Annotated in this window: 22 protein-coding genes; 9 read left to right on the top strand and 13 right to left on the bottom strand. The window is 68.4% G+C overall.

Features of this window, described 5'->3' with window-relative positions; translation table 11 throughout:
* Window positions 1-30 precede the first annotated feature (30 nt).
* Complete coding sequence (locus tag OG801_RS24570) at window positions 31-1,749, top strand: DEDD exonuclease domain-containing protein (protein WP_406036300.1); 1,719 nt, start codon at window positions 31-33, stop codon at window positions 1,747-1,749.
* Between the two features lie 23 nt (window positions 1,750-1,772).
* Window positions 1,773-2,051 carry an Lrp/AsnC ligand binding domain-containing protein gene (locus OG801_RS24565; protein WP_141803873.1) on the top strand — a complete coding sequence of 93 codons (279 nt, stop codon included), beginning with the start codon at window positions 1,773-1,775 and terminating at the stop codon, window positions 2,049-2,051.
* 33 nt (window positions 2,052-2,084) lie between these two features.
* On the opposite strand, the gene trpD is transcribed toward OG801_RS24565, so the two are convergent.
* Window positions 2,085-3,122, bottom strand: a complete 1,038-nt coding sequence (gene trpD / locus OG801_RS24560; RefSeq protein WP_355017958.1) for an anthranilate phosphoribosyltransferase — start codon at window positions 3,120-3,122, stop codon at window positions 2,085-2,087.
* Window positions 3,119-3,529, bottom strand: a complete 411-nt coding sequence (locus OG801_RS24555) for a hypothetical protein (protein WP_355017959.1) — start codon at window positions 3,527-3,529, stop codon at window positions 3,119-3,121. The genes trpD and OG801_RS24555 overlap by 4 nt, the downstream gene beginning before the upstream one ends.
* A gap of 216 nt (window positions 3,530-3,745) precedes the next feature.
* Between OG801_RS24555 and OG801_RS24550 the strand changes: the two genes are divergently transcribed.
* The 5 genes from OG801_RS24550 (at window position 3,746) to OG801_RS24530 (ending at window position 8,583) form a co-directional block, all read left to right on the top strand.
* Entirely contained in the window at window positions 3,746-4,333 is a 588-nt protein-coding gene (locus OG801_RS24550) for a heme-copper oxidase subunit III (protein ID WP_406031743.1), read from the top strand.
* Window positions 4,334-4,346: 13 nt separating this feature from the next.
* A complete protein-coding gene (locus OG801_RS24545; protein WP_355017961.1) occupies window positions 4,347-5,228 on the top strand; it encodes a cytochrome c in 882 nt (293 codons plus the stop codon).
* Window positions 5,225-6,388 carry a Rieske 2Fe-2S domain-containing protein gene (locus OG801_RS24540; RefSeq protein WP_406031742.1) on the top strand — a complete coding sequence of 388 codons (1,164 nt, stop codon included), beginning with the start codon at window positions 5,225-5,227 and terminating at the stop codon, window positions 6,386-6,388. The genes OG801_RS24545 and OG801_RS24540 overlap by 4 nt, the downstream gene beginning before the upstream one ends.
* The gene (locus OG801_RS24535) at window positions 6,385-8,112 is read left to right on the top strand and encodes a cytochrome bc complex cytochrome b subunit (protein ID WP_406031741.1); all 1,728 of its coding nucleotides are present in this window, start codon (window positions 6,385-6,387) and stop codon (window positions 8,110-8,112) included. The genes OG801_RS24540 and OG801_RS24535 overlap by 4 nt, the downstream gene beginning before the upstream one ends.
* Before the next feature lie 120 nt (window positions 8,113-8,232).
* On the top strand, window positions 8,233-8,583 hold the full coding sequence (locus OG801_RS24530) for a hypothetical protein (RefSeq protein ID WP_406031740.1): 351 nt from the start codon (window positions 8,233-8,235) through the stop codon (window positions 8,581-8,583).
* Here the strand turns inward: OG801_RS24530 and OG801_RS24525 are convergent.
* The 10 genes from OG801_RS24525 to OG801_RS24480 all read right to left on the bottom strand — a co-directional run bounded on the left by OG801_RS24525 (window position 8,580) and on the right by OG801_RS24480 (window position 18,131).
* Entirely contained in the window at window positions 8,580-9,431 is an 852-nt protein-coding gene (locus OG801_RS24525; RefSeq protein ID WP_091049949.1) for a MurR/RpiR family transcriptional regulator, read from the bottom strand. The genes OG801_RS24530 and OG801_RS24525 overlap by 4 nt on opposite strands.
* Entirely contained in the window at window positions 9,428-10,306 is an 879-nt protein-coding gene (phnE, locus tag OG801_RS24520; protein ID WP_406031739.1) for a phosphonate ABC transporter, permease protein PhnE, read from the bottom strand. Before phnE (OG801_RS24520) ends, OG801_RS24525 begins: the two co-directional genes overlap by 4 nt.
* On the bottom strand, window positions 10,303-11,127 hold the full coding sequence (phnE, locus tag OG801_RS24515; RefSeq protein ID WP_406031738.1) for a phosphonate ABC transporter, permease protein PhnE: 825 nt from the start codon (window positions 11,125-11,127) through the stop codon (window positions 10,303-10,305). The genes phnE (OG801_RS24520) and phnE (OG801_RS24515) overlap by 4 nt, the downstream gene beginning before the upstream one ends.
* Entirely contained in the window at window positions 11,124-11,927 is an 804-nt protein-coding gene (phnC, locus tag OG801_RS24510; RefSeq protein WP_406031737.1) for a phosphonate ABC transporter ATP-binding protein, read from the bottom strand. The genes phnE (OG801_RS24515) and phnC overlap by 4 nt, the downstream gene beginning before the upstream one ends.
* Window positions 11,924-12,898 (bottom strand): phosphate/phosphite/phosphonate ABC transporter substrate-binding protein, encoded by a 975-nt coding sequence (phnD, locus tag OG801_RS24505; RefSeq protein ID WP_406031736.1) that lies wholly within the window; start codon window positions 12,896-12,898, stop codon window positions 11,924-11,926. Before phnD ends, phnC begins: the two co-directional genes overlap by 4 nt.
* The gene (locus OG801_RS24500) at window positions 12,892-13,629 is read right to left on the bottom strand and encodes a hypothetical protein (protein ID WP_355017969.1); all 738 of its coding nucleotides are present in this window, start codon (window positions 13,627-13,629) and stop codon (window positions 12,892-12,894) included. Before OG801_RS24500 ends, phnD begins: the two co-directional genes overlap by 7 nt.
* Window positions 13,630-13,779: 150 nt before the next feature.
* Window positions 13,780-14,988: an Ig-like domain-containing protein gene (locus OG801_RS24495; RefSeq protein WP_406031735.1), complete on the bottom strand. Its 1,209-nt coding sequence runs from the start codon at window positions 14,986-14,988 to the stop codon at window positions 13,780-13,782.
* A gap of 151 nt (window positions 14,989-15,139) precedes the next feature.
* Window positions 15,140-15,556 (bottom strand): cytochrome c oxidase subunit 4, encoded by a 417-nt coding sequence (locus OG801_RS24490; RefSeq protein WP_355017971.1) that lies wholly within the window; start codon window positions 15,554-15,556, stop codon window positions 15,140-15,142.
* 5 nt (window positions 15,557-15,561) lie between these two features.
* A complete protein-coding gene (gene ctaD, locus OG801_RS24485) occupies window positions 15,562-17,244 on the bottom strand; it encodes a cytochrome c oxidase subunit I (protein WP_350661549.1) in 1,683 nt (560 codons plus the stop codon).
* Window positions 17,241-18,131 carry a cytochrome c oxidase subunit II gene (locus tag OG801_RS24480; protein ID WP_355017972.1) on the bottom strand — a complete coding sequence of 297 codons (891 nt, stop codon included), beginning with the start codon at window positions 18,129-18,131 and terminating at the stop codon, window positions 17,241-17,243. Before OG801_RS24480 ends, ctaD begins: the two co-directional genes overlap by 4 nt.
* Before the next feature lie 175 nt (window positions 18,132-18,306).
* Here OG801_RS24480 and OG801_RS24475 point away from each other — a divergent pair, with 175 nt between their 5' ends.
* Together OG801_RS24475 and OG801_RS24470 are read left to right on the top strand one after the other, a co-directional pair.
* Window positions 18,307-19,416 carry a cysteine desulfurase family protein gene (locus OG801_RS24475; protein WP_406031734.1) on the top strand — a complete coding sequence of 370 codons (1,110 nt, stop codon included), beginning with the start codon at window positions 18,307-18,309 and terminating at the stop codon, window positions 19,414-19,416.
* On the top strand, window positions 19,413-19,649 hold the full coding sequence (locus OG801_RS24470) for a sulfurtransferase TusA family protein (protein WP_355017974.1): 237 nt from the start codon (window positions 19,413-19,415) through the stop codon (window positions 19,647-19,649). Before OG801_RS24475 ends, OG801_RS24470 begins: the two co-directional genes overlap by 4 nt.
* Window positions 19,650-19,734: 85 nt before the next feature.
* Here the strand turns inward: OG801_RS24470 and OG801_RS24465 are convergent, their stop codons facing one another.
* A complete protein-coding gene (locus OG801_RS24465; protein WP_406031733.1) occupies window positions 19,735-20,718 on the bottom strand; it encodes a carbohydrate kinase family protein in 984 nt (327 codons plus the stop codon).
* Window positions 20,719-20,758 lie beyond the last annotated feature (40 nt).

The following is a 20,758-nucleotide window of genomic DNA, read 5'->3' as shown; positions in this document are numbered from 1 at the left end:
ACGGCAGCGGTGAGGGAGGCGCGGAAGGAGATGCGGGCCCGTGCCGTGGCCCGTCGCCAGCGCGAGCAGGCCACCGGAGGCTGGGAGGCCCAGCGGGGCTTCGACGAGCTGGGCAGGCCGCTGCGCGACCTGACCTTCTGCGTGGTCGACCTGGAGACCACCGGCAACAGCCCCGACAACGGCGGCATGATCACCGAGATCGGCGCGGTCAAGGTGCGCGGCGGCGAGGTGCTGGGCGAGTTCCAGACCCTCGTCAACCCCCACACCGGCATCCCGCCCTCGATCGCCGTGCTGACCGGGATCACCAACTCCATGGTCGCCTCCTCCCCCACCATCGAGTCGGTGCTCCCGGCGTTCCTCGAGTTCGCGGAGGGCTGTGTGCTGGTCGCCCACAACGCCCCCTTCGACGTGGGCTTCCTCAAGCACTTCGCCGCCGAGCAGGAGCGGCCCTGGCCGCGTTTCGAGGTGCTCGACACGGTGAAGATCGCCCGCCGGGTGGTCACCCGCGACGAGGCGCCCAACCACAAGCTCGGCTCGCTGGCCAGGGTCTTCGGCTCCCCCACGACCCCCAACCACCGCGCCCTCTCCGACGCCCGCGCGACGGTCGACGTCCTCCACGGCCTGATGGAGCGCCTCGGCAACATCGGCGTGCAGACTCTCGAGGACCTGGCCGTCTTCTCTGCCAAGGTCACCACTGCCCAGCGCAAGAAGCGCCATCTGGCCGAGGACCTGCCGCACGCACCCGGCGTCTACCTGTTCAAGGACGACAAGGGCCGGGCGCTCTACATCGGCACCTCCAAGGACCTCCGCACCCGCGTACGCACCTACTTCACCGCCTCCGAGACGCGCTCGCGGATGGGCGAGATGGTTGGGCTGGCAACGACCGTGCAGGGCATCGAGTGCGCGACGGCGCTGGAGGCGGGGGTGCGCGAGCTGCGGCTCATCGCCGAGCACAAGCCGCCCTACAACCGCCGCTCGCGACGCCCGGAGAAGATGCACTTCGTCAAGCTCACCCAGGAGCCGTGGCCCCGGCTGTCGCTGGTCAAGCAGGTGCTCGACGATGACGCGGACTATCTCGGCCCGTTCGGCTCCAAGAAGGTCGCCGAGAAGGCGCTCCAGGCGCTGCACGACACCTTCCCGATCCGGCAGTGCTCCGACCGGCTCCCGCTGCTGCCGCACCGGACCCCGTGCGTCCTCGCCGAGCTCCACCGCTGCCTGAGCCCGTGCGACCAGAGCATCCCCTCCGAGACCTACGCAGCTCTGGTGTCCCGCGTCCGCGAGTCGCTCCTCCACCGGCCCGACGAGGTGGTCGAGAAAGTCACCGAGCGGCTCACCGGCCTGGCCGAGCAGGAACGGTTCGAGGAGGCGGCCGTCCACCGCGACCGGCTGACCTCCTACCTGCGCGCCGCCGCGCGCGCCCAACGGCTCACCGGCCTGACCCGGCTGCCCGACCTCACCGCGATCCGGCGTGAGGACGACGGCCGCTGGGCGGTCCACGTGGTCCGTCACGGGCGCCTCGCCGGGGCCGGGGTGATCCCGCGTGAGGCCAGCGCCCACGCCTACGTCGCCGACCTCCAGCTCAGCGCCGAGACGGTCCTGGCCGCCCCCGGTCCGGTGCCCGCCGCGAGCGCCGAGGAGACCGAGCTGGTGCTGCGCTGGCTGGAGTCCCCAGGCGTACGCCTCGCCCACGTCGAGGGCGAGTGGACCTGTCCGATCGGCGGTGCCGGCCGGCGGGCAGCGGCGCTCTAGGACGATCCGCTAACGTGACCTGCGTGATCACAGCGATCGTCTTCATCAATGCCGAGGTCTCCCAGATCCCCGAGGTGGCCGAGGCCGTCGCCGCCATCGACGGTGTCAGCGAGGTCTACTCCGTCACCGGCCAGATCGACCTGATCGCCCTGGTGCGCGTCCGTGCGCACGAGGACGTGGCCAACGTCGTCGCCGACAAGGTCAACAAGGTCCCCGGCGTGCTCGAGACCGAGACCCACATCGCCTTCCGCACCTACTCCCAGGTCGACCTGGAAGCCGCCTTCTCCATCGGCCTGGACTAACGGGCGCAAGCCCGTCGTGTGTAGCCGAGTAGCTCAGCGAGCGGTCGCGGCAACCCACCGGTCGAGCACAGCCTGAGCGGAACCGGAGTCGATCGCGTCGGCCGCGCGAGCGATGCCGCCCGCGAGCCGCTCGTCGACGCTGCCGGACCCGGCGTCGTGGACGGCGAGAGCAGCACCGGCGTTGAGCACGACAGCGTCGCGTACGGCGCCCTTCTCCCCGGCGAGCAGGCGACGGACGACGGCGGCGTTGTAGGCGGCGTCGTCGCCGCGCAGGTCCTCGGCGGTGGCCCGGCCGATGCCATGGTCGAGCGGCTCGACGGTCGCCTCGGTGACGACACCCTGCGAGACCATCCACACGTGCGAGGTCGTGGTGGTGGTGAGCTCGTCGAGGCCGTCGTCGCCGCGGAAGACCCAGGCGTCGACGCCACGGCGGGCGAAGACGCCGGCCATGACCGGCGCGGCGGAGGCGTCGGCGCAGCCGATCGCGGAGGACGCGGGGCGGGCCGGGTTGGTCAGCGGGCCGAGCAGGTTGAAGACGGTGGCGATGCCGATCTCCCGACGGGCCACAGCAGTGTGCCGGAACGCGGGGTGGAAGGCCGCCGCGAACAGGAAGGTGATCCCGGCCTCCTCGGCGACCTCGCCGACCCGGGAGACGTCGAGGTCGAGCCGGATGCCGAGCGCCTCGAGCACGTCGGCCGATCCCGACTTGGAGGAGGCGGACCGGTTGCCGTGCTTGACGATCTTGGCCCCGGCGCCGGCCGCGACGATCGCGGACATCGTGGAGATGTTGACCGAGAAGGACCGGTCACCACCGGTGCCGACGATGTCGAGCACGCGCCCGGGCACGAAGATCGGATTGGCCTTGGCCAGCATCCCGTCGGCGACCCCGGCGAGCTCGTCCACGGTCTCGCCCTTGGCACGCAGCGCCACCGCGAAGGCGGCGATCTGTGCGGGCGTCGCCTCTCCCGAGAGGATCTCCCCCATCGCCCACGCCGCCTGGTGCGCGGACAGGGACTGTCTCGCGACCAGCGTGGTGAGGACCTCGGGCCAGGAGTGGGGCGCGGACGTCATGCGTCAACGTTAACGGGCCGCAGCAGTCCCACGACCGTCCGGGCCAGCTCGAACGGGTCGAGCGGGTGCGGCACGGTGGCTTCCGCACGCGACCAGGTGCCGAGCCATGCGTCCTGAGGACGACCGATGAGGACCACGATGGGCGGAGCGTCCTTCACCTCGTCCTTGACCGCCTTGGCGATCCCCAGCCCGCCGGCCGGCGCGGCCTCCCCGTCGAGCACGGCCAGCGCCAGGCCACCGGCATCGAGCTGCGCACGCACGGCCGGCTCGGTGGCCACCTCGACGTACTCCACCTCCGGCAGAGACGGGTGCGGGCGGCGCCCCAGAGCGAGGATCACCTGCTTGCGTACGTCGACGTCGTCGCTGTAGACGAGGATCTTCAGTGAATTCGAGGTGGTGTCGGTCACACCCCGATGCTAGCGCCAACACCATGCCCTGAGGCCACATGTCACACACAGAACCTGAGCGGTGTCTAGAGGTGTAGCAGCTCCCTGAAACACGACACACAGGGTCCCAAGAAGACTCTGGGAAAGGGGCAGGACATAATGGCGGGCGTGGCGACAGTATCGACTCTTCCAACAGCCCGCCTGCACGGGCATCACGACCGTCCGAGCATGGTCAGCGTGGGGACGATCATCTGGCTCGCAAGCGAGCTGATGTTCTTCGCGGCGCTGTTCGCGGCCTACTTCACGATCCGCGCGGTCAGCCCCGAGGTGTGGGAAGCCAACACCTCCGGGCTCAACATCCCGTTCGCGGCGGTCAACACGACCATCCTCGTGCTGTCGTCGTTCACCTGCCAGCTCGGCGTCTTCGCCGCCGAGCGCGGCCAGGTCGGACGTAAGGGCTCCCTGCTCGCGATCCGCCTGTGGGGCCTGCGTGAGTGGTTCATCCTCACCTACCTCATGGGCGCGGTCTTCATCGCCGGTCAGGCGACCGAGTACGCCGCCCTGGTGCAGGAGGGCATCGCCCTCAATCGCGGCATCACCGGTCCCGACGACCCCTACGGCTCGGTCTTCTACCTGACGACGGGCTTCCACGGTCTGCACGTCACCGGCGGCCTGATCGCCTTCCTGTTCGTGCTCGGCCGGACGTACGTCGCCAAGCGCTTCACCCACGAGCAGGCCGTCTCCGCGATCGTCGTGTCCTACTACTGGCACTTCGTCGACGTGGTGTGGATCGGCCTGTTCGCGACCATCTACCTCCTCAAGTGACCAAGGACTGAATGTGCGTCTACTGAACCGCTCCGTCGGTCGACTGTCGCGGCACCGTCGCCGCCCGTTGGCCGGTGCCGCCGTGCTCCTGGTCGCCCTGTTGAGCACCGGCGGCGCGTACGCCGCGCTCGCCCCGGCCTCCCAGGCCGAGCAGGAGAAGGACAACGCTGCTCTCGTCGCCGAGGGCAAAGAGCTCTTCATGATCAACTGCTCCACCTGCCACGGCTCCAACGGTGAGGGCATCACCACCCAGAACGGGAAGCTCTACGGCCCCTCCCTGATCGGTGTCGGTGCCGCCTCCGTCGACTTCCAGGTCGGCACCGGCCGGATGCCGATGGCCCAGCCCGGCGCCCAGGTCGAGGTCAAGGACCCCAGCTTCAACCAGGACGAGATCGACGCCTTGGCCGCGTACGTCGCCAGCCTCGGCCCCGGCCCGGCCGTCCCGGAGCCGGAGCAGTACGACCCGGACACCTTCGAGTCCGAGGAAGAGAGGGAGGCCGCGGTCGCCCTCGGTGGCCAGATCTTCCTGACCAACTGCACCGCCTGCCACAACTTCACCGGCGCCGGCGGCGCGATGCCGCGCGGCGGCGAGGCTCCGAGCATCCTCAACACCGACCCGAAGCACATCTATCAGGCGATGCTGACCGGTCCGCAGTCGATGGACACCTTCTCCGACGGCAACATCAGCCCGGAGGAGAAGAAGGCGGTCATCGCCTACATCGAGACGATGAAGGAGCAGCCCGACTACGGCGGCTTCAACAACGGTTCGCTCGGTCCGGTGACCGAGGGCATCGTCGCCTGGGTGGTCGGGCTCGGCGTCCTGGTGGCCTTCGCCACCTGGATCGCCGCGCACACCACGCGCACCAACCAGACCAAGAAGGGATCTGCCAAGTGAGCAGCGACCTCAGCGAGATCGAGAAGCACGACGACTCGCACCCCGAGCTCAACGCGCACACCGACGCGCTGCTGCCCGACCCGGGCATGCACGAGCATCACTGGCGTCCCACCGACGTCGACCCCAAGGCGGAGAAGCGCGCCGAGCGCCAGGTGAGCGCCTTCTTCGGTCTCTCCGCGCTCTGCTCGGTGCTGTTCGTCGTTGCGTACTTCGCCATCGAGCCGGGATACGACGGTGACGTGTGGTTGGGCTTCGGCGCCTCCAACCTGGCCCTGGGTGCGAGCCTCGGTTTCGCGCTCCTCTTCCTCGGCATCGGCGTCATCCAGTGGGCCCGCAAGCTCGTCGTCGACATCGAGGTCTCCGAGGAGCGCCACCCCGCGGCGTCCTCCCCGGCGACTCGCGAGGCCGCCATCGCCGACCTCAAGGCGGCGCTGCACGAGTCCGGGATGGCCCGCCGGCCGTTCATCCGCAACGCGATGATCGGCTCGGCCGCCCTGCTCGGCCTGCCCGCGATCGTGATGCTGAGGGACCTGGGCGAGACCAACGCCCAGATCACCGAGGCGCAGCCCTACCCCGGCGCCGGTCTCGAGCACACCGTCTGGGATGCCGGCGTGCGCGTCGTACGCGACGTGGTCGGCACCCCGATCCGTCCGGGCGACCTGGAGATCGGTGACCTGGTCAACGCCGAGCCGGCGACGATCTTCGACGGCAGCCTGCACGGCGCGCCGCTGCAGATCGCCAAGTCGAAGGCGGCCACCATCCTGCTGCGGATGGACCCCAACGACATCGACAACGACGTGACCCGCAACTGGTCGGTCAACGGCATCGTGGCCTACTCCAAGATCTGCACCCACGTCGGCTGCCCGATCTCGCTGAACGAGCGCACCACGCACCACCTGCTGTGCCCGTGCCACCAGTCGACCTTCGACCTCGCCGACCACGGCAAGGTCATCTTCGGGCCGGCCGGCCGCCACCTCCCGCAGCTGCCCCTGGGCGTCGACGCGGACGGCTTCCTCGTTGCCCTCTCGGACTACCCTGAGCCTGTGGGCGTCAGCTTCTGGGAACGCAACACCTACGACATCGACGAGATCTTCGACGACTGGTCCAAGGACTATGCCGCCGATGCTGAGCAGTTCGGCTACAAGGAGGGCGGACAGTGAGCACCGACACGTCCAAGGTTGCCGCCAGCAACGGCACCGAAGCCGCTGCCCCGGCGGGCAAGCCGACCAAGGCGGGCGCGGCCGCGAACTGGGCCGACGAGCGCCTCGGCATCGGTGGCCTGAGCAAGTTCCTCTCCCGCAAGATCTTCCCCGACCACTGGTCGTTCATGTTGGGTGAGATCGCGCTGTGGAGCTTCGTGGTCCTGCTCGTCACCGGCGTCTTCCTGACCCTGTGGTTCACGCCCTCGATGGCTGAGATCACCTACCAGGGGTCGTATGCGCCGCTGCGCGGGATCGACATGTCCGAGGCGATGGCATCGACGTTGCGCATCTCCTTCGACGTACGCGGCGGCCTGCTGCTGCGCCAGGTCCACCACTGGGCGGCGATGCTGTTCATCGCCTCGATGATGATCCACATGATGCGCGTGTTCTTCACCGGCGCGCACCGCAAGCCGCGTGAGATCAACTGGGTCATCGGCGCGACGCTGCTGCTCCTCGGCACGCTCGAGGGCTTCACCGGCTACTCGCTCCCCGACGACCTGCTCTCCGGCACCGGCATCCGGGCCGCGGACGGGTTCATGATGGCGATCCCCATCGTGGGGACGTACCTCTCGTTCTTCCTGTTCGGAGGCGAGTTCCCAGGCGACGACATCATCCCGCGCCTGTTCACGATCCACGTGCTGCTGATCCCAGCGATCCTGCTGGCGCTGATCGGTGCCCACCTGATCCTGCTGATCTACCACAAGCACACCCAGTGGCCTGGACCCGGACGCACCGAGAAGAACGTCGTCGGCTACCCCATGGTGCCGAACTACATCTCCAAGATGACCGGCTTCTTCTTCATCACCTTCGGTGTGACCGCCCTGCTCGGCGCCTTCTTCTCGCTCAACCCGGTGTGGAAGTTCGGCCCCTACGACCCGACCAAGGTCACCGCGGGCTCGCAGCCTGACTGGTACATGGGCTGGCCCGACGGCGCGCTGCGGATCATGCCGGGCTGGGAGTCGCACTTCTGGGGCTCGACCTGGTCGTGGAACATCTTCTTCCCGGTCATCGTGCTGCCCATGGCGGCCTGGATGGTCGTGCTGATGCTCCCGTTCATCGAGGCCTGGATCACCGGCGACAAGCGCGAGCACCACCTGCTCCAGCGCCCGCGCAACGCCCCGACCCGCACCGCCACGTTCGTCGCGCTGATGACGTTCTACGCGGGCTTCTGGGCCGCAGGCGGCAACGACATCATCGCGATCAAGTTCGACCTCTCGATCAACCAGATCACCTACTTCCTGCGGGCGTTCGTGTTCCTGGGTCCGATCGCGGCGTTCATCATCACGCGTCGTTGGTGCATCTCGCTGCAGCGTCACGACAACGAGAAGCTGCTGCACGGCTACGAGACCGGCACGGTCATCCGTACGCCGGAGGGCGCCTACCACGAGAAGCACCTCCCGCTTCCCGTGGACGAGGCCTACGCCATGACCGTCCGCGACCGCGGCCGGGCCGGCGAGGAGCCGGAGCTGAAGAAGAACGGCAAGCCGACGTTCCGCGCGAAGCTCCGGGCCTTCTACTACGACCACGACGTGGACAAGCCGACCCCCGAGGAGCTCAGCGAGGCGCACCACCACGCCGAGCACGAGGCCCACGAGCTGGCCGCCCACGAGGGTCACCAGGTCGACGGTCACGACTTCGACGATCACCGTCACTCGGCGATCGAGGAGCCCCTCAGCCACTGAGGTTGAATCCGTACGCCACGTGGCGCCGTTCCCTCCGGGGGACGGCGCCACGTGCGTTTTGCTCGGGTGGGCTGGAAACCCCTTTTACCAATCGCCACGTTGGCGTCTAAGGTCCAGCACATGACCGACCTCCAGGCCCGCCTCCGAGCCGACCTCCTCACCGCCCGCAAGGCTCGTGACACTGCAGCGACAGCCGTGTTGCGCTCGACCCTGGCGGCGGTCTCGAATGCCGAGGCGCAGCCGGTGGCGGAGGCCTCGCTGGCAGCAGATGGCCCGATCGCGGGTGCCGCCATCGGTGTCGGCGCGACCGAGGCTGCCCGACGCGAGCTCACCAACGACGACGTCCGCGAGATCATCTCCGGCGAGCAGAGCGAGCGGCTCGCCGCAGCGACGGACCTGGAGTCCCACGGCGCGGGCGAGAAGGCGGAGCAGCTCCGCGCTGAGGCGGAGCTGCTCGCGAAGTATCTCTAGCCCTGCGGGTCGAGCTCGCCGCCGACGACCTCGAGCACCCGGGCGCGTACGTTGGCCGCGGCCTCGGGGTCGCGGGCTGCCACAGCGGCGACGAGTGCGTTGCCGAGGATGAGCTGCGGGATCCGGATGATCGAGTCGAGCTCCTGGCGGAACCCGGCGCGACCGCCCTGCGGGGTGACCAGCTCGACCTCGGCGAGCTTGGTCAGCTGGGTGCCGGTGAAGGAGGTCAGCGCGATGACGGCCGCTCCCCCGGCGACGGCCGCCTGGGCGACCTGGATGGTGGGCGCGGTGGCGCCGGTGCCGCTGACGACGACGCAGACGTCACCCGGCTGGAGCAGACGGGCGCGGATGAGCTGGTCGAGGTGGTCGCTGGGCGCGACGGTGCTCAGCCCCTGGGAGCCCAGTCTCATCGCGATGTCCTGGGCGACCGGCGAGGAGACGCCCGTCCCGGCGACCAGGATCGAGCGCGCCTCGGCGAGGAGCTCCACGGCCCGGGTGACCTGCTCCTCGGAGAGGAGCCCGACCATGTCGGAGGCGGAGTCGGCGATGTCGGCGAAGAAGGAGCGCACCACCGTCAGCGGGCTGCCTCCCTCGGTCGTCTCGGTCTTGGCCGTGCCCAGGTCACGCGCCAGCAGCACCTTGAGGTGCGGGAAGCCGCGGAACCCGAGTCTCTGCGCGGCTCTGACCACGGTCGCGGTCGAGACGGAGGCCTCGGCGGCGATCTCGGCGGTGGTCGCCTCGATGGCCCACTCCGAACGGGTCAGCACGACCTCGGCGACCGCGCGCTCGGAAGGGTTGAGCCGCGGCATTGCGGCCCGGATGGCGGGAAGGACCGGCGCACTTGTCATGCCGCCACCACAGTGGCTTCGGCGCCGTGCAGGATCCGGTGACGCAGCGCTGCTGACAGCTGGTCGACCAGGATCGTCACGATGATGATCACAGCTAGCATGATTCCACCCCACTCCCACTCACGGCCCCGAAGGACACGGTTTAATAACGCACCAATTCCACCAGCGCTCACGACGCCGAGGATCGCGCTTGCCCTGATGTTCACCTCGAAGCGGTAGAGCCAGAACGCCACGGTCTCCGGCATCATCTGCGGGATCACCGCCGTGCGGATCCGCTGCCACCATGTCGCACCGGCCGCCGTGACGGCTTCGACGGGACGTGGGTCGACCGACTCGATGTTCTCCAGCGTCAGCTTGCCGAGCGAGCCGATCGAGTGGATGCCGATCGCCATTGCTCCGGCCATCGGATTGAGCCCGAACAGCGGCAGCATCACGATCACCGCCAGCAGGATCTCCGGGACAGCGCGGATGGCGTTGAAGAAGAGCCGCACCGGCATGCGTACGACCAGCGGCGCGGTGGTGGAGGCGGCCAGGAACGCCAGCGGGAACGAGAACAGCGCTCCCACGCAGGTGCCGATCCAGGCGAGCGCCACCGACTCCCCCATCAGCTTCAGCGCCTGCAGCCACCAGTCCCCGTAGGTGAGCTCCGGGTCGGCCTGGCCCTCGGGATGCGCTCCCGGCCAGGTGAGCACGCCGTCGAGCATCTGGCCGGCGTACTGCAGGATCTCTCCGGGGAACTGCGGCAGCCGCTCCCACTTGGCGTCGTCCAGCGACCATCCGGCCACCAGCACGATGCCGATCAGCGCGAGACCGACCGCGGTGTAGGGCCACTTCGGCGGCGGCTTCGGCCGCGTCGTCGCTGTCGCCGAGGTCATACCAGCCTCCGGCGCAGGAACTGGGAGAGCAGGTCGATCGCGATGACCACCACGAAGATGACGATCACGACTGCCGCCAGCCGGGCATAGTCGGCCCGGTTGAAGTAGAGCATGATCAGCTGCCCGATCCCGCCGGCCCCGACCGCCCCCAGCACCACGGAGGCGCGGATGTTGAGCTCGAAGACATAGAGGACGTACGAGGCGTAGTTGGGCAGCACGGCAGGCACGATCGCGACCCGGGCCCGCTGCCAGCGGGTGGCCCCGGCGGCGTCGAGCGCCTCCAGGGGGCCGGGATCGACGGCGTCGATGCTCTCCGCGGTCAGCTTGGCGACGATGCCGATGTTGAAGATGGTCAGCGCCAGGATCCCCGGAAGCGGGCCGGTGACGACGGCGACGAAGACCAGCGCGTAGGCCATGTCCGGAAGCGACCGGATCACCGACATCACCGGCTTGGTGACCCGGTAGACCGCGGGAGGCGCGCTCACCTTGGAGCCCAGCAGAGCGACGCCGAGGGCGATCAGCGAGCCCACGAAGGTCGCGATGATCGCGACGGCCGCAGTCTCCTTCAGCGCGGTCCACAGCCGCGAGGACGGGTCGGTGATCTCCGCCCACTCGGGGTGCACGACCTCCTCGAGAATCCTCGTCAGCATCGGCCACTGCTCGATGACCGGCGCGAGCGAGAAGTCGATCGCCCAACCCGCCACCACGGTGACGGCGACAGCGCCGAGAATGCCCCCGATGAGCAGCGGGCTCGGGGGCGGCTGCGCCGGACGCACCGGGTTCGGCGGGCGGTCCGGGCGGTCGAGGGTCACCTGACTCATGCCAGGACGTCCTCGGCGGTCAGCGAGCGCCCGTAGATCCTCTCGAAAACGGCGTCGTCGGCGTCGGCCGCAGGACCGTCGAAGACCACCTCACCCGCGCGCATGCCGATGATCCGGTCGGCGTAGCGCCGGGCGAGATCGAGGAAGTGCAGGTTGACCACAGTGGTGATACCGAGATCGCGGTTGATCCGTTGCAGGTCACGCATCACCAGGTTGGCCGTCGGCGGGTCCAGGGAGGCGACCGGCTCGTCGGCGAGCACCACCGACGGCTGCTGCGTCAGCGCGCGGGCGATCGCGACCCGCTGCTGCTGCCCGCCGGAGAGCTGGGAGGCGCGTACCCACGCCTTCTCGACGATCCCGACTCGCTCCAGCGCCTCGAAGGCGATCTCCTTGTCGGCCTTGGTGTGCAGCCCGAAGGCCGACCGCAACCACGACTGGGCGTGCAGCCGCCCGGTGAGCACGTTGCCCATCACCGAGCGGCGGGTCACCAGGTTGAACCCCTGGAAGATCATCCCGATCTCGGCACGCAGCCGGCGCAACCGACGCCCGCGCGCCGTGGCCACCTCGGTCCCGCCGACCGACAGCGATCCCGAGGTGACCGGCACCAGGCCGTTGATCGTGCGGACGAGCGTCGACTTGCCGGCACCGGAGAGCCCGACGACCACGACGAACTCCCCCGCCGGGATGGTCAAAGAGACCTTGTCCAGGCCGCGGGTGCCGTTCGGGTAGACCACGGAGACGTCGTCGAAGACGATGCTGTGCCCACCACCGGTCGCACCCCCGGGATCCGAGCCGCTCATTCGCCGAAGTTCTCCTCCACGGACTTCGCCTTCTTCAGCGCGGCCGTGTCGACCTTCTCCAGCCCCTCGATCTCGTAGACCGCCTTCAGCGTCTTGAGGCCCTTGGGGTCCTTCGCCATCGCGGTGAACGCGTTGGTCACCTTCGTACGCAGCTCCTTGGAGAGGCCGGCGGCGACGACGATGCCGTCGTTGGGGATCTCGGTGGAGTAGGCGAAGACCACGACCTCGGAGGCGACCTTCGGCTCGTCGGCCGCGACCTCCTCGCGGGCGTCGTCGAAGCTCACCCCGATCGGGTAGTCACCGCGCGCGACGGCCAGGACCGCGGCGTCGTGGTCGCCGGCGAACTGCGCGTCGAGGTCGACCAGGGCGTCGCCACCGGTGACCTGACCCCACTGGGTGGCCGGGTAGTAGTAGCCCGAGGCGGAGCCCTGGTCGACGAACGCGATCGAGGTCCCGGGCTTGATCTTGGCGAGCGCCTCCTCACCGGCGGGACCGGTCTTGGCGGCGTCGGTGCCGTTGCAGTACTTGAAGCCCTCGACCACCTTGACCTCGTCGGCGCAGTAGGTCTCGGGGTCGTTGGTGAACCACTGGGTGTGGTAGGTCCCCGAGCCGAAGCGCACCGACTGCAGGACCGGCACCGCACCGGCCTGGTCCTCGGCCTGGACCATGCCGATCGGACCCAGCATCGCGACCTGCGCCTGGTCGGCCTTCATCGCCACGATCGCGGCGGCATAGCTCTCGGTCACCTCGGCGCGTACGGGGATCCCGATCTTGTCGCCGAGGAACGACTCCAGGCCCTTCGCGCTCTGGGTGATCGAGTCGACGTCGCCGGAGGGCACCAGCGACAGCACGATCTCCTCGGGGTCCTCCGCGGGCGCGGTGCTCTCCTCCCCACCGCAGGCGGCGAGCGAGAGGGCGAGCGATGCGGCGGCACCGACCACCAGCAACCGGTTCCTGGGGGTTCTCAACATTGGACAGACTCCTTGAGGGGGTGAGCTGCTATGAAGGATGACGGGTCATTCGACCAGTCCGAGACTGCGGGGTACAGCTCCACGAACGATCCTGCACGAACATGGGCCGGTCCCTGCCGGCGGTCGAAGGCGTCAACGTATGCAGCAACACAACCACGCTCGACGGCGGGAGCAAGATCATTGCGCCAGATGTCGCCGACCGACATCAACCACTCCGGCGTGTCGGCGGCGCCGACGTGGTCGAGGAAGGCGTCCAGGTGCCCCTTCATCCGGGTCGGCTTGAGCGCGTCGGTGCACACCTCGTCGACCACGTCGCGTACGCCGAGGTGCTCCAGGATCGCGTCCAGCCCGCTGCCACCGGGCGAGTTGGTCAGGATCACCCGATGCGCGTCGATCCCGTCGAGCAGGTCGACGAGCCCCTCGGGCGTGCGGATGTCACCCGGGTGCTCGCTGATCGCCGCCCGGCTCGAGACGTACGCAGCGCTGAGCTGCTCCTCGGAGACCCCGGCCGCCAGGCCCAGGATCTTGACCGCCTCATAGCCGTCCTGAGCGCCTGTCAGCGTCTTCGGGGCGGTCTCCGGCAGTCTCTGCCCGAGGAAGGCCGCTGCGGTCTCCAGAAGCGCCTCAGGGGCGTCGGTGAGGTCCGCCACCCGGGTGGCGTAGAGAAGTGCCGGTGTGTCTCCGAGACACACCGTGCCGTCCAGGTCGAGCACCAGCACAGGCCGAGGCAACGAGTCCACCTTCCAAGGCGGCGCGGGCCGTCGGGGTCAGCCCTGCGCAACGCGATTACGTGTTAGGTGGAAAGTAAGTAAAGGCGCTGACGGACGCAAGCATCAACCGCATGATGTCGCACGCTAATTGCTGCAATGCACAATATCGACTCAGGCGAGTGCAGACCCCGCCTGGTATTCGCCGTAGGAGGTGTTCCAGTCGCCCCAGCCGTTGCTGAAGGTCATCTGGCGGTTGGTGCCGACGGTCTCGACGACATCACCGCGGCGGGTCATGTCGTAGAGGAACTTGGCGTTCTCGTCGCTCATCCCGGTGCAGCCGTGGGAGACGTTGGCATTGCCCTGCTGCGCGACCGACCACGGCGCGCCGTGGATGAACTCACCGGAGAACGTCAGCCGCATGGCCCACTTCACGCCCTCCATGTTGTAGTACTCCCGGTCGCCCTGGTTGATCCCGATGGTCTCGGAGTTCATGGTCTTGCGCTTGAACTTCTCGATGATCACCTTCACGCCGCTGCGGGTGATGAACCCTTCCTTACCGGTCGTGATCGGGATGGTCCTGATCTTCTGCCCGTTCTTGAAGACTTCCATCTGGTGGGTCTGCGCGTTGGCGCGGTAGATGTGGGCGTCACCGGTCTTGAACGTGATCTCGCGGTCCTTCTGGCCGAAGATGCCGCCACCGGCGGGGACCGAGTTGATGTTGAGCTTCACGTTGATCGTGGAGTTGGCCTGCCAGTAGGTGCGCGGGCGGTAGTGCACTTCCTTGTCGCTCACCCAGTACCACGACCCCTCCTGCTTCGGGGTTGACTCGACGATCATCTTCTTCTCGAAGGCGGCCTTGTTCTTCACCGGCAGGTCGTACGTCACGATGATCGGCATCCCGACGCCGACCGTCTCGCCGTCGAGCGGCGCGATCGATGGGTAGGTCTGGCGGTCCAGGCCGAGATCCTCGGTGGAGAACTTGACCTCGCTCGTCTGCTCCAGACCGTCGTCGCCGGTGGCGGTGACCGCGAGGGTGTAGGAGGCGGTCGGCTCGAGCACCTCACCCGCGCTCCAGCTGAGCCCGTCCTCGGTGATCGTGCCCCGCACCTTGGTGCCCTTGGCGCCGGTCAGCATGACCTCGTCGAGACGCCCCTTGGCCACATCGACCTTGACGACCTTGTCGACCGCGACGCCGGTGGCGTTGTTCTCGATGTTGGGCGTGATCTGCACCGTCGGCTCGGCGGGCTTCTTGGGCTCCTTCGAGGCCGGGTCCGCCCCGCACGCGGCAAGCACCGGCGCGATGGCCGCCGCTGCCGTGGTCAACAGCACCCGGCGGCGGGCAAGAACGGACGGGCGGCGAAACGGTGACTGCGTTGACACGGTGAGACTGCTCCAGACCTGATTCATTTACCCCGACGCCCTGAACCGGGACGTGGGCGCGATAACCCTACCGGGCATCACCAAGAGCTTCCCAAGAAGGTAAGCGGGGCCCGATCCATCTCGGATCGGGCCCCGCGTACGTTTCATCTGCTCAGTGCTTGAACTCGCCTCGGTAGTACTCGAAGTTCCAGCCGGCGAGGGCCAGCAGGCCGAGCACGGCGGCGATGATGAGGAGCCACCAGGCGGCCATCGCCACGGCGAGGACCACCAGACCGAAGGTGAGGCCGGCCCACAGCGGCCACCAGGAGAACGGCGGGAAGAAGCCGTACTCCCCGGCGCCCTCGGCGATCTCCCCGTCCTCACGGTCCTCGGGACGCGGGTCCATCTTGATGGCGTGGAAGCCGAGGTAGACGGTGATCATCGCGAACAGCAGCGTGCACATCACCAGCGCCGAGGTGCCGGTCCAGTCGCCGCCCTCCTCGGAGGCCGCGGTGACGAGCCAGTAGGCCGGCGTGACCAGCACCATGAAGGCGGTGCAGACCACGAAGATCCAGGCTTCAGACTTCATCGGGGTCAGCCTTCCTTGTTGGAGCTGGTGGAGGCGAGATCGTCCTCATCGTGCTCCAGCGCGGCGATCTCCGGGTGGTGGAGGTCGAAGGCCGGGGACTCCGAGCGGATCTTCGGGATGGAGACGAAGTTGTGGCGCGGCGCCGGGCAGGCGGTGGCCCACTCCAGCGAGCGACCCCAACCCCAGGGGTCATCGACCTCGACCTTGGGCGCGTTGCGGGAGATGTAGAGGTTGTAGAAGAAGGGCAGCATCGACAGGCTCAGCAGGAACGCGCCCACCGTCGAGAACTGGTTCAGGAAGGTGAACCCGTCGCTGGGCAGGTAGTCGGCGATGCGTCGCTGCATGCCCTCGACACCGAGCCAGTGCTGGACCAGGAAGGTCGCGTGGAAGCCGACGAACAGCAGCCAGAAGTGGACCTTGCCGAGGCGCTCGTCGAGCATCCGGCCGGTCATCTTCGGCCACCAGAAGTAGAAGCCGGCGAACATCGCGAACACGACGGTTCCGAAGACCACGTAGTGGAAGTGCGCGACCACGAAGTAGGAGTCGGAGACCTGGAAGTCGAGCGGCGGGCTCGCCAGGATGATCCCGGTCAGACCACCGAAGAGGAAGGTCGTCAAGAAGCCGATCGACCACAGCATCGGGGTGTCGAAGCTGACCGATCCGCCCCACATCGTGCCGATCCAGTTGAAGAACTTCACCCCTGTGGGCACCGCGATCAGGAAGGTCATGCCGGAGAAGAACGGCAGGTTGACCGCGCCGGTGACGAACATGTGGTGCGCCCACACGGCCACCGAGAGGATCGCGATGCCGAGGGTCGCGGCGACCAGACCGACGTAGCCGAAGATCGGCTTGCGGCTGAAGACCGGGAGGATCTCGGAGATGATGCCGAAGAACGGCAGCGCGATGATGTAGACCTCGGGGTGACCGAAGAACCAGAACAGGTGCTGCCACAGGATCGGGCCACCATGGGCGGCGTCGAAGACGTGGGAGCCGAACTGGCGGTCGGACTCGAGCATCAGCAGCGCGGCCGCGAGGATCGGGAACGCGATCAGCGCGAGGAGCGCGGTGACCAGGGTGTTCCAGGTGAAGATCGGCATCCGGAACATGGTCATGCCCGGCGCCCGCATGCAGATGATCGTGGTGATGAAGTTGACCGAGCCGAGGATGGTGCCCAGACCGGCCATGTAGAGACCCATGATCCACAGGTCGCCACCGACACCCGGCGAGTACTGCGCGCTGGACAGCGGCGTGTAGGCGAACCAGCCGAAGTCGGCCGCGCCGGTCGGGGTGAGGAAGCCGCTGGCCGCGATCAGGCTGCCGAAGAGGTAGAGCCAGTAGCTGAACATGTTGAGCCGCGGGAAGGCGACGTCGGGAGCGCCGATCTGCAGCGGCATGATGACGTTGGAGAAGCCGAAGAACAGCGGCGTCGCGAAGAGCAGCAGCATGATCGTGCCGTGCATCGTGAACAGCTGGTTGAACAGCTCGTCGTTGACGACCTGCTGTCCCGGGAAGGCCAGCTCCGAGCGCATCAGCAGCGCCATCAGGCCGCCGATCAGGAACCAGACGAACGACGTGACCAGGTACATCTTGCCGATCAGCTTGTGATCGGTGGTGGTCAGCAGCTGGTAGATCTGCGTTCCGAGCGGCTTGCGGCCCTCGGTGACCGGGCGCGCAGCGGTGGCGGTCACTCGCCCTCCTCCTCGTCAGTGGGGATGTCGTCGGCGGGGCGGGTGGACTTGCCACCACCGAGCAGCGGGCGCTCGGCCTCGAAGCCGTTCTGCGCCAGCGTGTCGACGTAGGACTTGTAGTCGCTCTCGGAGACGATCGCGACCTTGAAGATCATCCGGGCGTGGTAGACGCCGCAGAGCTCGTAGCAGGCCCCGCGGAACGTGGTGCCCTCGATGAGGTCCTCCGCGCTCGGGTCGAAGGTGGCCGTGGCCTCCTTCGTGGTGATCGAGTAGTGGTTCACCCGACCCGGGATGACGTCCATCTTCATGCCGAAGTCCGGGACGCCGAAGTTGTGGATGACGTCGGCCGAGCGCAGGTTGAACCGCGTGGTGGTCTTCTCCGGGAGGACCAGCGTCGGGATGTGCGAGCCGGTGCCCACGACGTAGCCGTAGCTGTCGTAGGCGAACTCGTCGTCGACGAGGTTCTCGTCCGCGCTCACGTCGGGCTCACCGATGCCGTGGTTGAAGGTCCACTGCCACTGCTGGCCGGTCACCTCGATCACGTTGGTCGGGTTGCCGTCGTCCAGCATCTCGTTCTGGACCTTGACGGTGTGGTCGAAGAACACGATCACCATCAGGACCGGGGCGATCGTGTAGAAGATCTCCAACGGCAGGTTGTAACGCGTCTGGACCGGGACGTCGGCGTCGCTGCGGCGCCGGTAGCGCCAGATCGCCCAGAAGATGAGCCCCCAGGTCAGGACACCAGTGATCAACGCGGCGATCCATGCGCCCTGCCACAGGGCGAGGTTGTGATCCCCCTGCTCAGAACGTGGCTCGGGGAAGCCGAAGCGCGCCGCCTCGTCCGAACAGCCACTCAGCAGGAGGGCGCCGGCCGTCAGCGTCGCCACCAGCGCACCACGTCGGGCGCGGGCGTGGGACGGAGTCGTTCCGGCCCCTGGCAAGTGCAGACCCACTACGAGCCTCTCTCTCATGCGAACACTCAGATGTCGGCAGACTACCGCGAGCGCCTCCGGATTCATCTTCAGGGGTTCCTCATGTCGCGTATGGCTACCGTTGGGTTCTGTGACCGACCGCTTCACCTACCTCGACGCCGCCTCGGCCGAACCGCTCCATCCCGCCGCGCGGGAAGTGCTGCTCGCCGCGGCGGATCAGGGGTACGCAGACCCCCGCCGCCTCCACCGGCCGGCCCGGAACGCCGGGCTGCTGCTCGCGAACGCCCGCGAGGTCGTCGCCGAGGCGCTCGGGGTGCGTCGAGATGAGGTGCTTTTCACATCCTCGGGGACCGCCGCCGTGCACGCGGGCCTGCTGGGGCTCGGGTCACGTGGCATAGGTCACAGCGCCGTCGAGCACCAGGCCGTCATCGACGCCGCCCGATGGTCGCAGCGCTCCCCCGTCACCGAGCTGACCGTCGACGGCGCGGCCCGGGTCGAGGTCGCCGCCGTCCGGGACGCGGTGCAGACCGGAGACGTCGACGTGATCGCCGTCCAGCAGGCCAACCACGAGGTCGGCACGCTCCAGCCCCTCGACGAGGTCGCCTCCGCCGCCGGCCCGGCGTCCCTCTGCGTCGACGCCGGCGCCGCCATGGGCCGACTGCCGCTGCCGTCGGTCGGAGACGCCATCGCCGGCTCCGCCCGCAAGTGGGGTGGCCCCGGCGGTGTGGGAGTGCTGGTCGTACGCCGGTCCGCCCGGTGGCGCTGGCCGTTCCCGGGTGATGAGTGGTCGCGTACGGATCAGGGGTTCACGAACATCCCCGGGGCCCTGGCGGCCGCAGCGGCGCTCCAGGCGGTCGTCGCCGAGCGCGAGGAGGTCAACACTCGCCAGCACGAGCTGGTCGCGCTGGTCAGGGAACGCGTCCGGACGGAGATCCCCGACGTGGACGTCGCCGGGCCCGCCGAGGACCGGCTCCCCCACCTGGTGACCTTCTCGGCGCTGTACGTCGACGGCGAGGCGCTGGTGACTGCGCTGGACCGAATCGGTGCCGGTGTCGCCAGCGGCTCGGCCTGCACCTCCGACACCCGCGAACCCTCTCGCGTGCTTGCTGCCATGGGAGCGCTGACACACGGTAACGTTCGGCTATCGCTGACCCGCGACACGACGCGAGAGGATGTGGAGCGCGTGCTCGACGCACTGCCCGGGATCGTCAAGGACCTACGCGCCGAGGCCGGCCTGTGAGCGCGCCCAACATCACCCTCGACTGCCGCGGCCAGGCCTGCCCGCGACCGATCATCGAGCTCGGCCGCCACCTCGGCGACGTCGAGGTCGGCGAGGTCATCGCCGTCGCCGCCGACGACGTGGCCGCCCACCACGACGTACCCGCCTGGGCCCGCATGCGCGGCCAGGAGTTCGTCGGTGAGGCGGAAGCCGAAGACGGCGTACCCGTCTATCGGATACGCCGTCTGAGCTGAGCGGACGGAATACCCGGTTAACCGGGTATTCCTGCACTTCTCTGGCGTTGCATTGCCAGAGAAGTGCAGGAATTGCCAGAGAAGTTCAGCTCTTGATGTGCGGGGCGATCTGGTCCGCGGCGGTGTCGCCGTAGGACTCACGGACCCGGGCGACGAACTCCTCGGCGGTGAAGGAGTACTCCTGCGGGCCGACGGTCTCGACGCAGTAGGCGGCCAGGACGCAGCCGACCTCGGCGGCCTGCTCGAGCTCGCAGTCCCAGGCCAGCGCGGCCAGGAAGCCGGCCCGGAAGGCGTCGCCGACTCCGGTGGGCTCGACGGCGTTGACGTTCTTCGCGGCGGGCAGCTCGATCGCGTCCTCGCCCTTGCGCTGGATGCGTACGCCGTCCTTGCCGAGCGTGGTGACCTGGGTGCCGACGCGGGCGAGGACCTCGTCGGCGGACCAGCCGGTCTTCTGCTGGAGCACGTGCGACTCGTACTCGTTGGTGAACAGGTAGGCGGCGCCGTCGACCAGCTCGCGGATGAGCTCACCGTCGCCGAAGGCGAGCTGCTGGCTCGGGTCGGAGATGAAGGTGTAGCCGCGCTGGCGAGCCTCCTGGGTGTGGCGCTTCATCGCGTCGGGGTCGTCGGGCGCAATCAGCACGAACGACGGCTCGCCGACCTTGTCGGCGATCGGGCCGAGCTCGATCTCGCGGGCCTCGGCCATCGCGCCCGGGTAGAAGCTGGCGAACTGCGCCATCGCGGTGTCGGTGGTGCACACGAACCGCGCGGTGTGCAGCGTCTCGGAGACGTGCAGGTGGTCGCAGTTGACGCCGTGGCGCTCGAGCCAGGAGCGGTAGTCGGCGAAGTCCTCGCCGACCGCGCCCACGAGCACCGGCGCCAGGCCGAGGTTGGCCAGGCCGAAGGAGATGTTGGCGCCGACGCCGCCGCGGCGGATCTCGAGGTCGTTGACCAGGAAGCTCACCGAGAGCTTGTCGAGCTGGTCGGCGACCAGCGAATCGGCGAACTTTCCACCGAAGCTCATCAGGTGGTCGGTGGCGATGGAGCCTGCGATCAGGAGTGAACCGGACATGCGCGGAACCCTACCGGCGGGACCTCGGGCGACGTTAAGG

This window comes from Nocardioides sp. NBC_00163 (genome assembly GCF_045206295.1).
Taxonomy (GTDB): domain Bacteria; phylum Actinomycetota; class Actinomycetes; order Propionibacteriales; family Nocardioidaceae; genus Nocardioides.
This window is presented reverse-complemented; position numbering and strand designations above follow the sequence as displayed.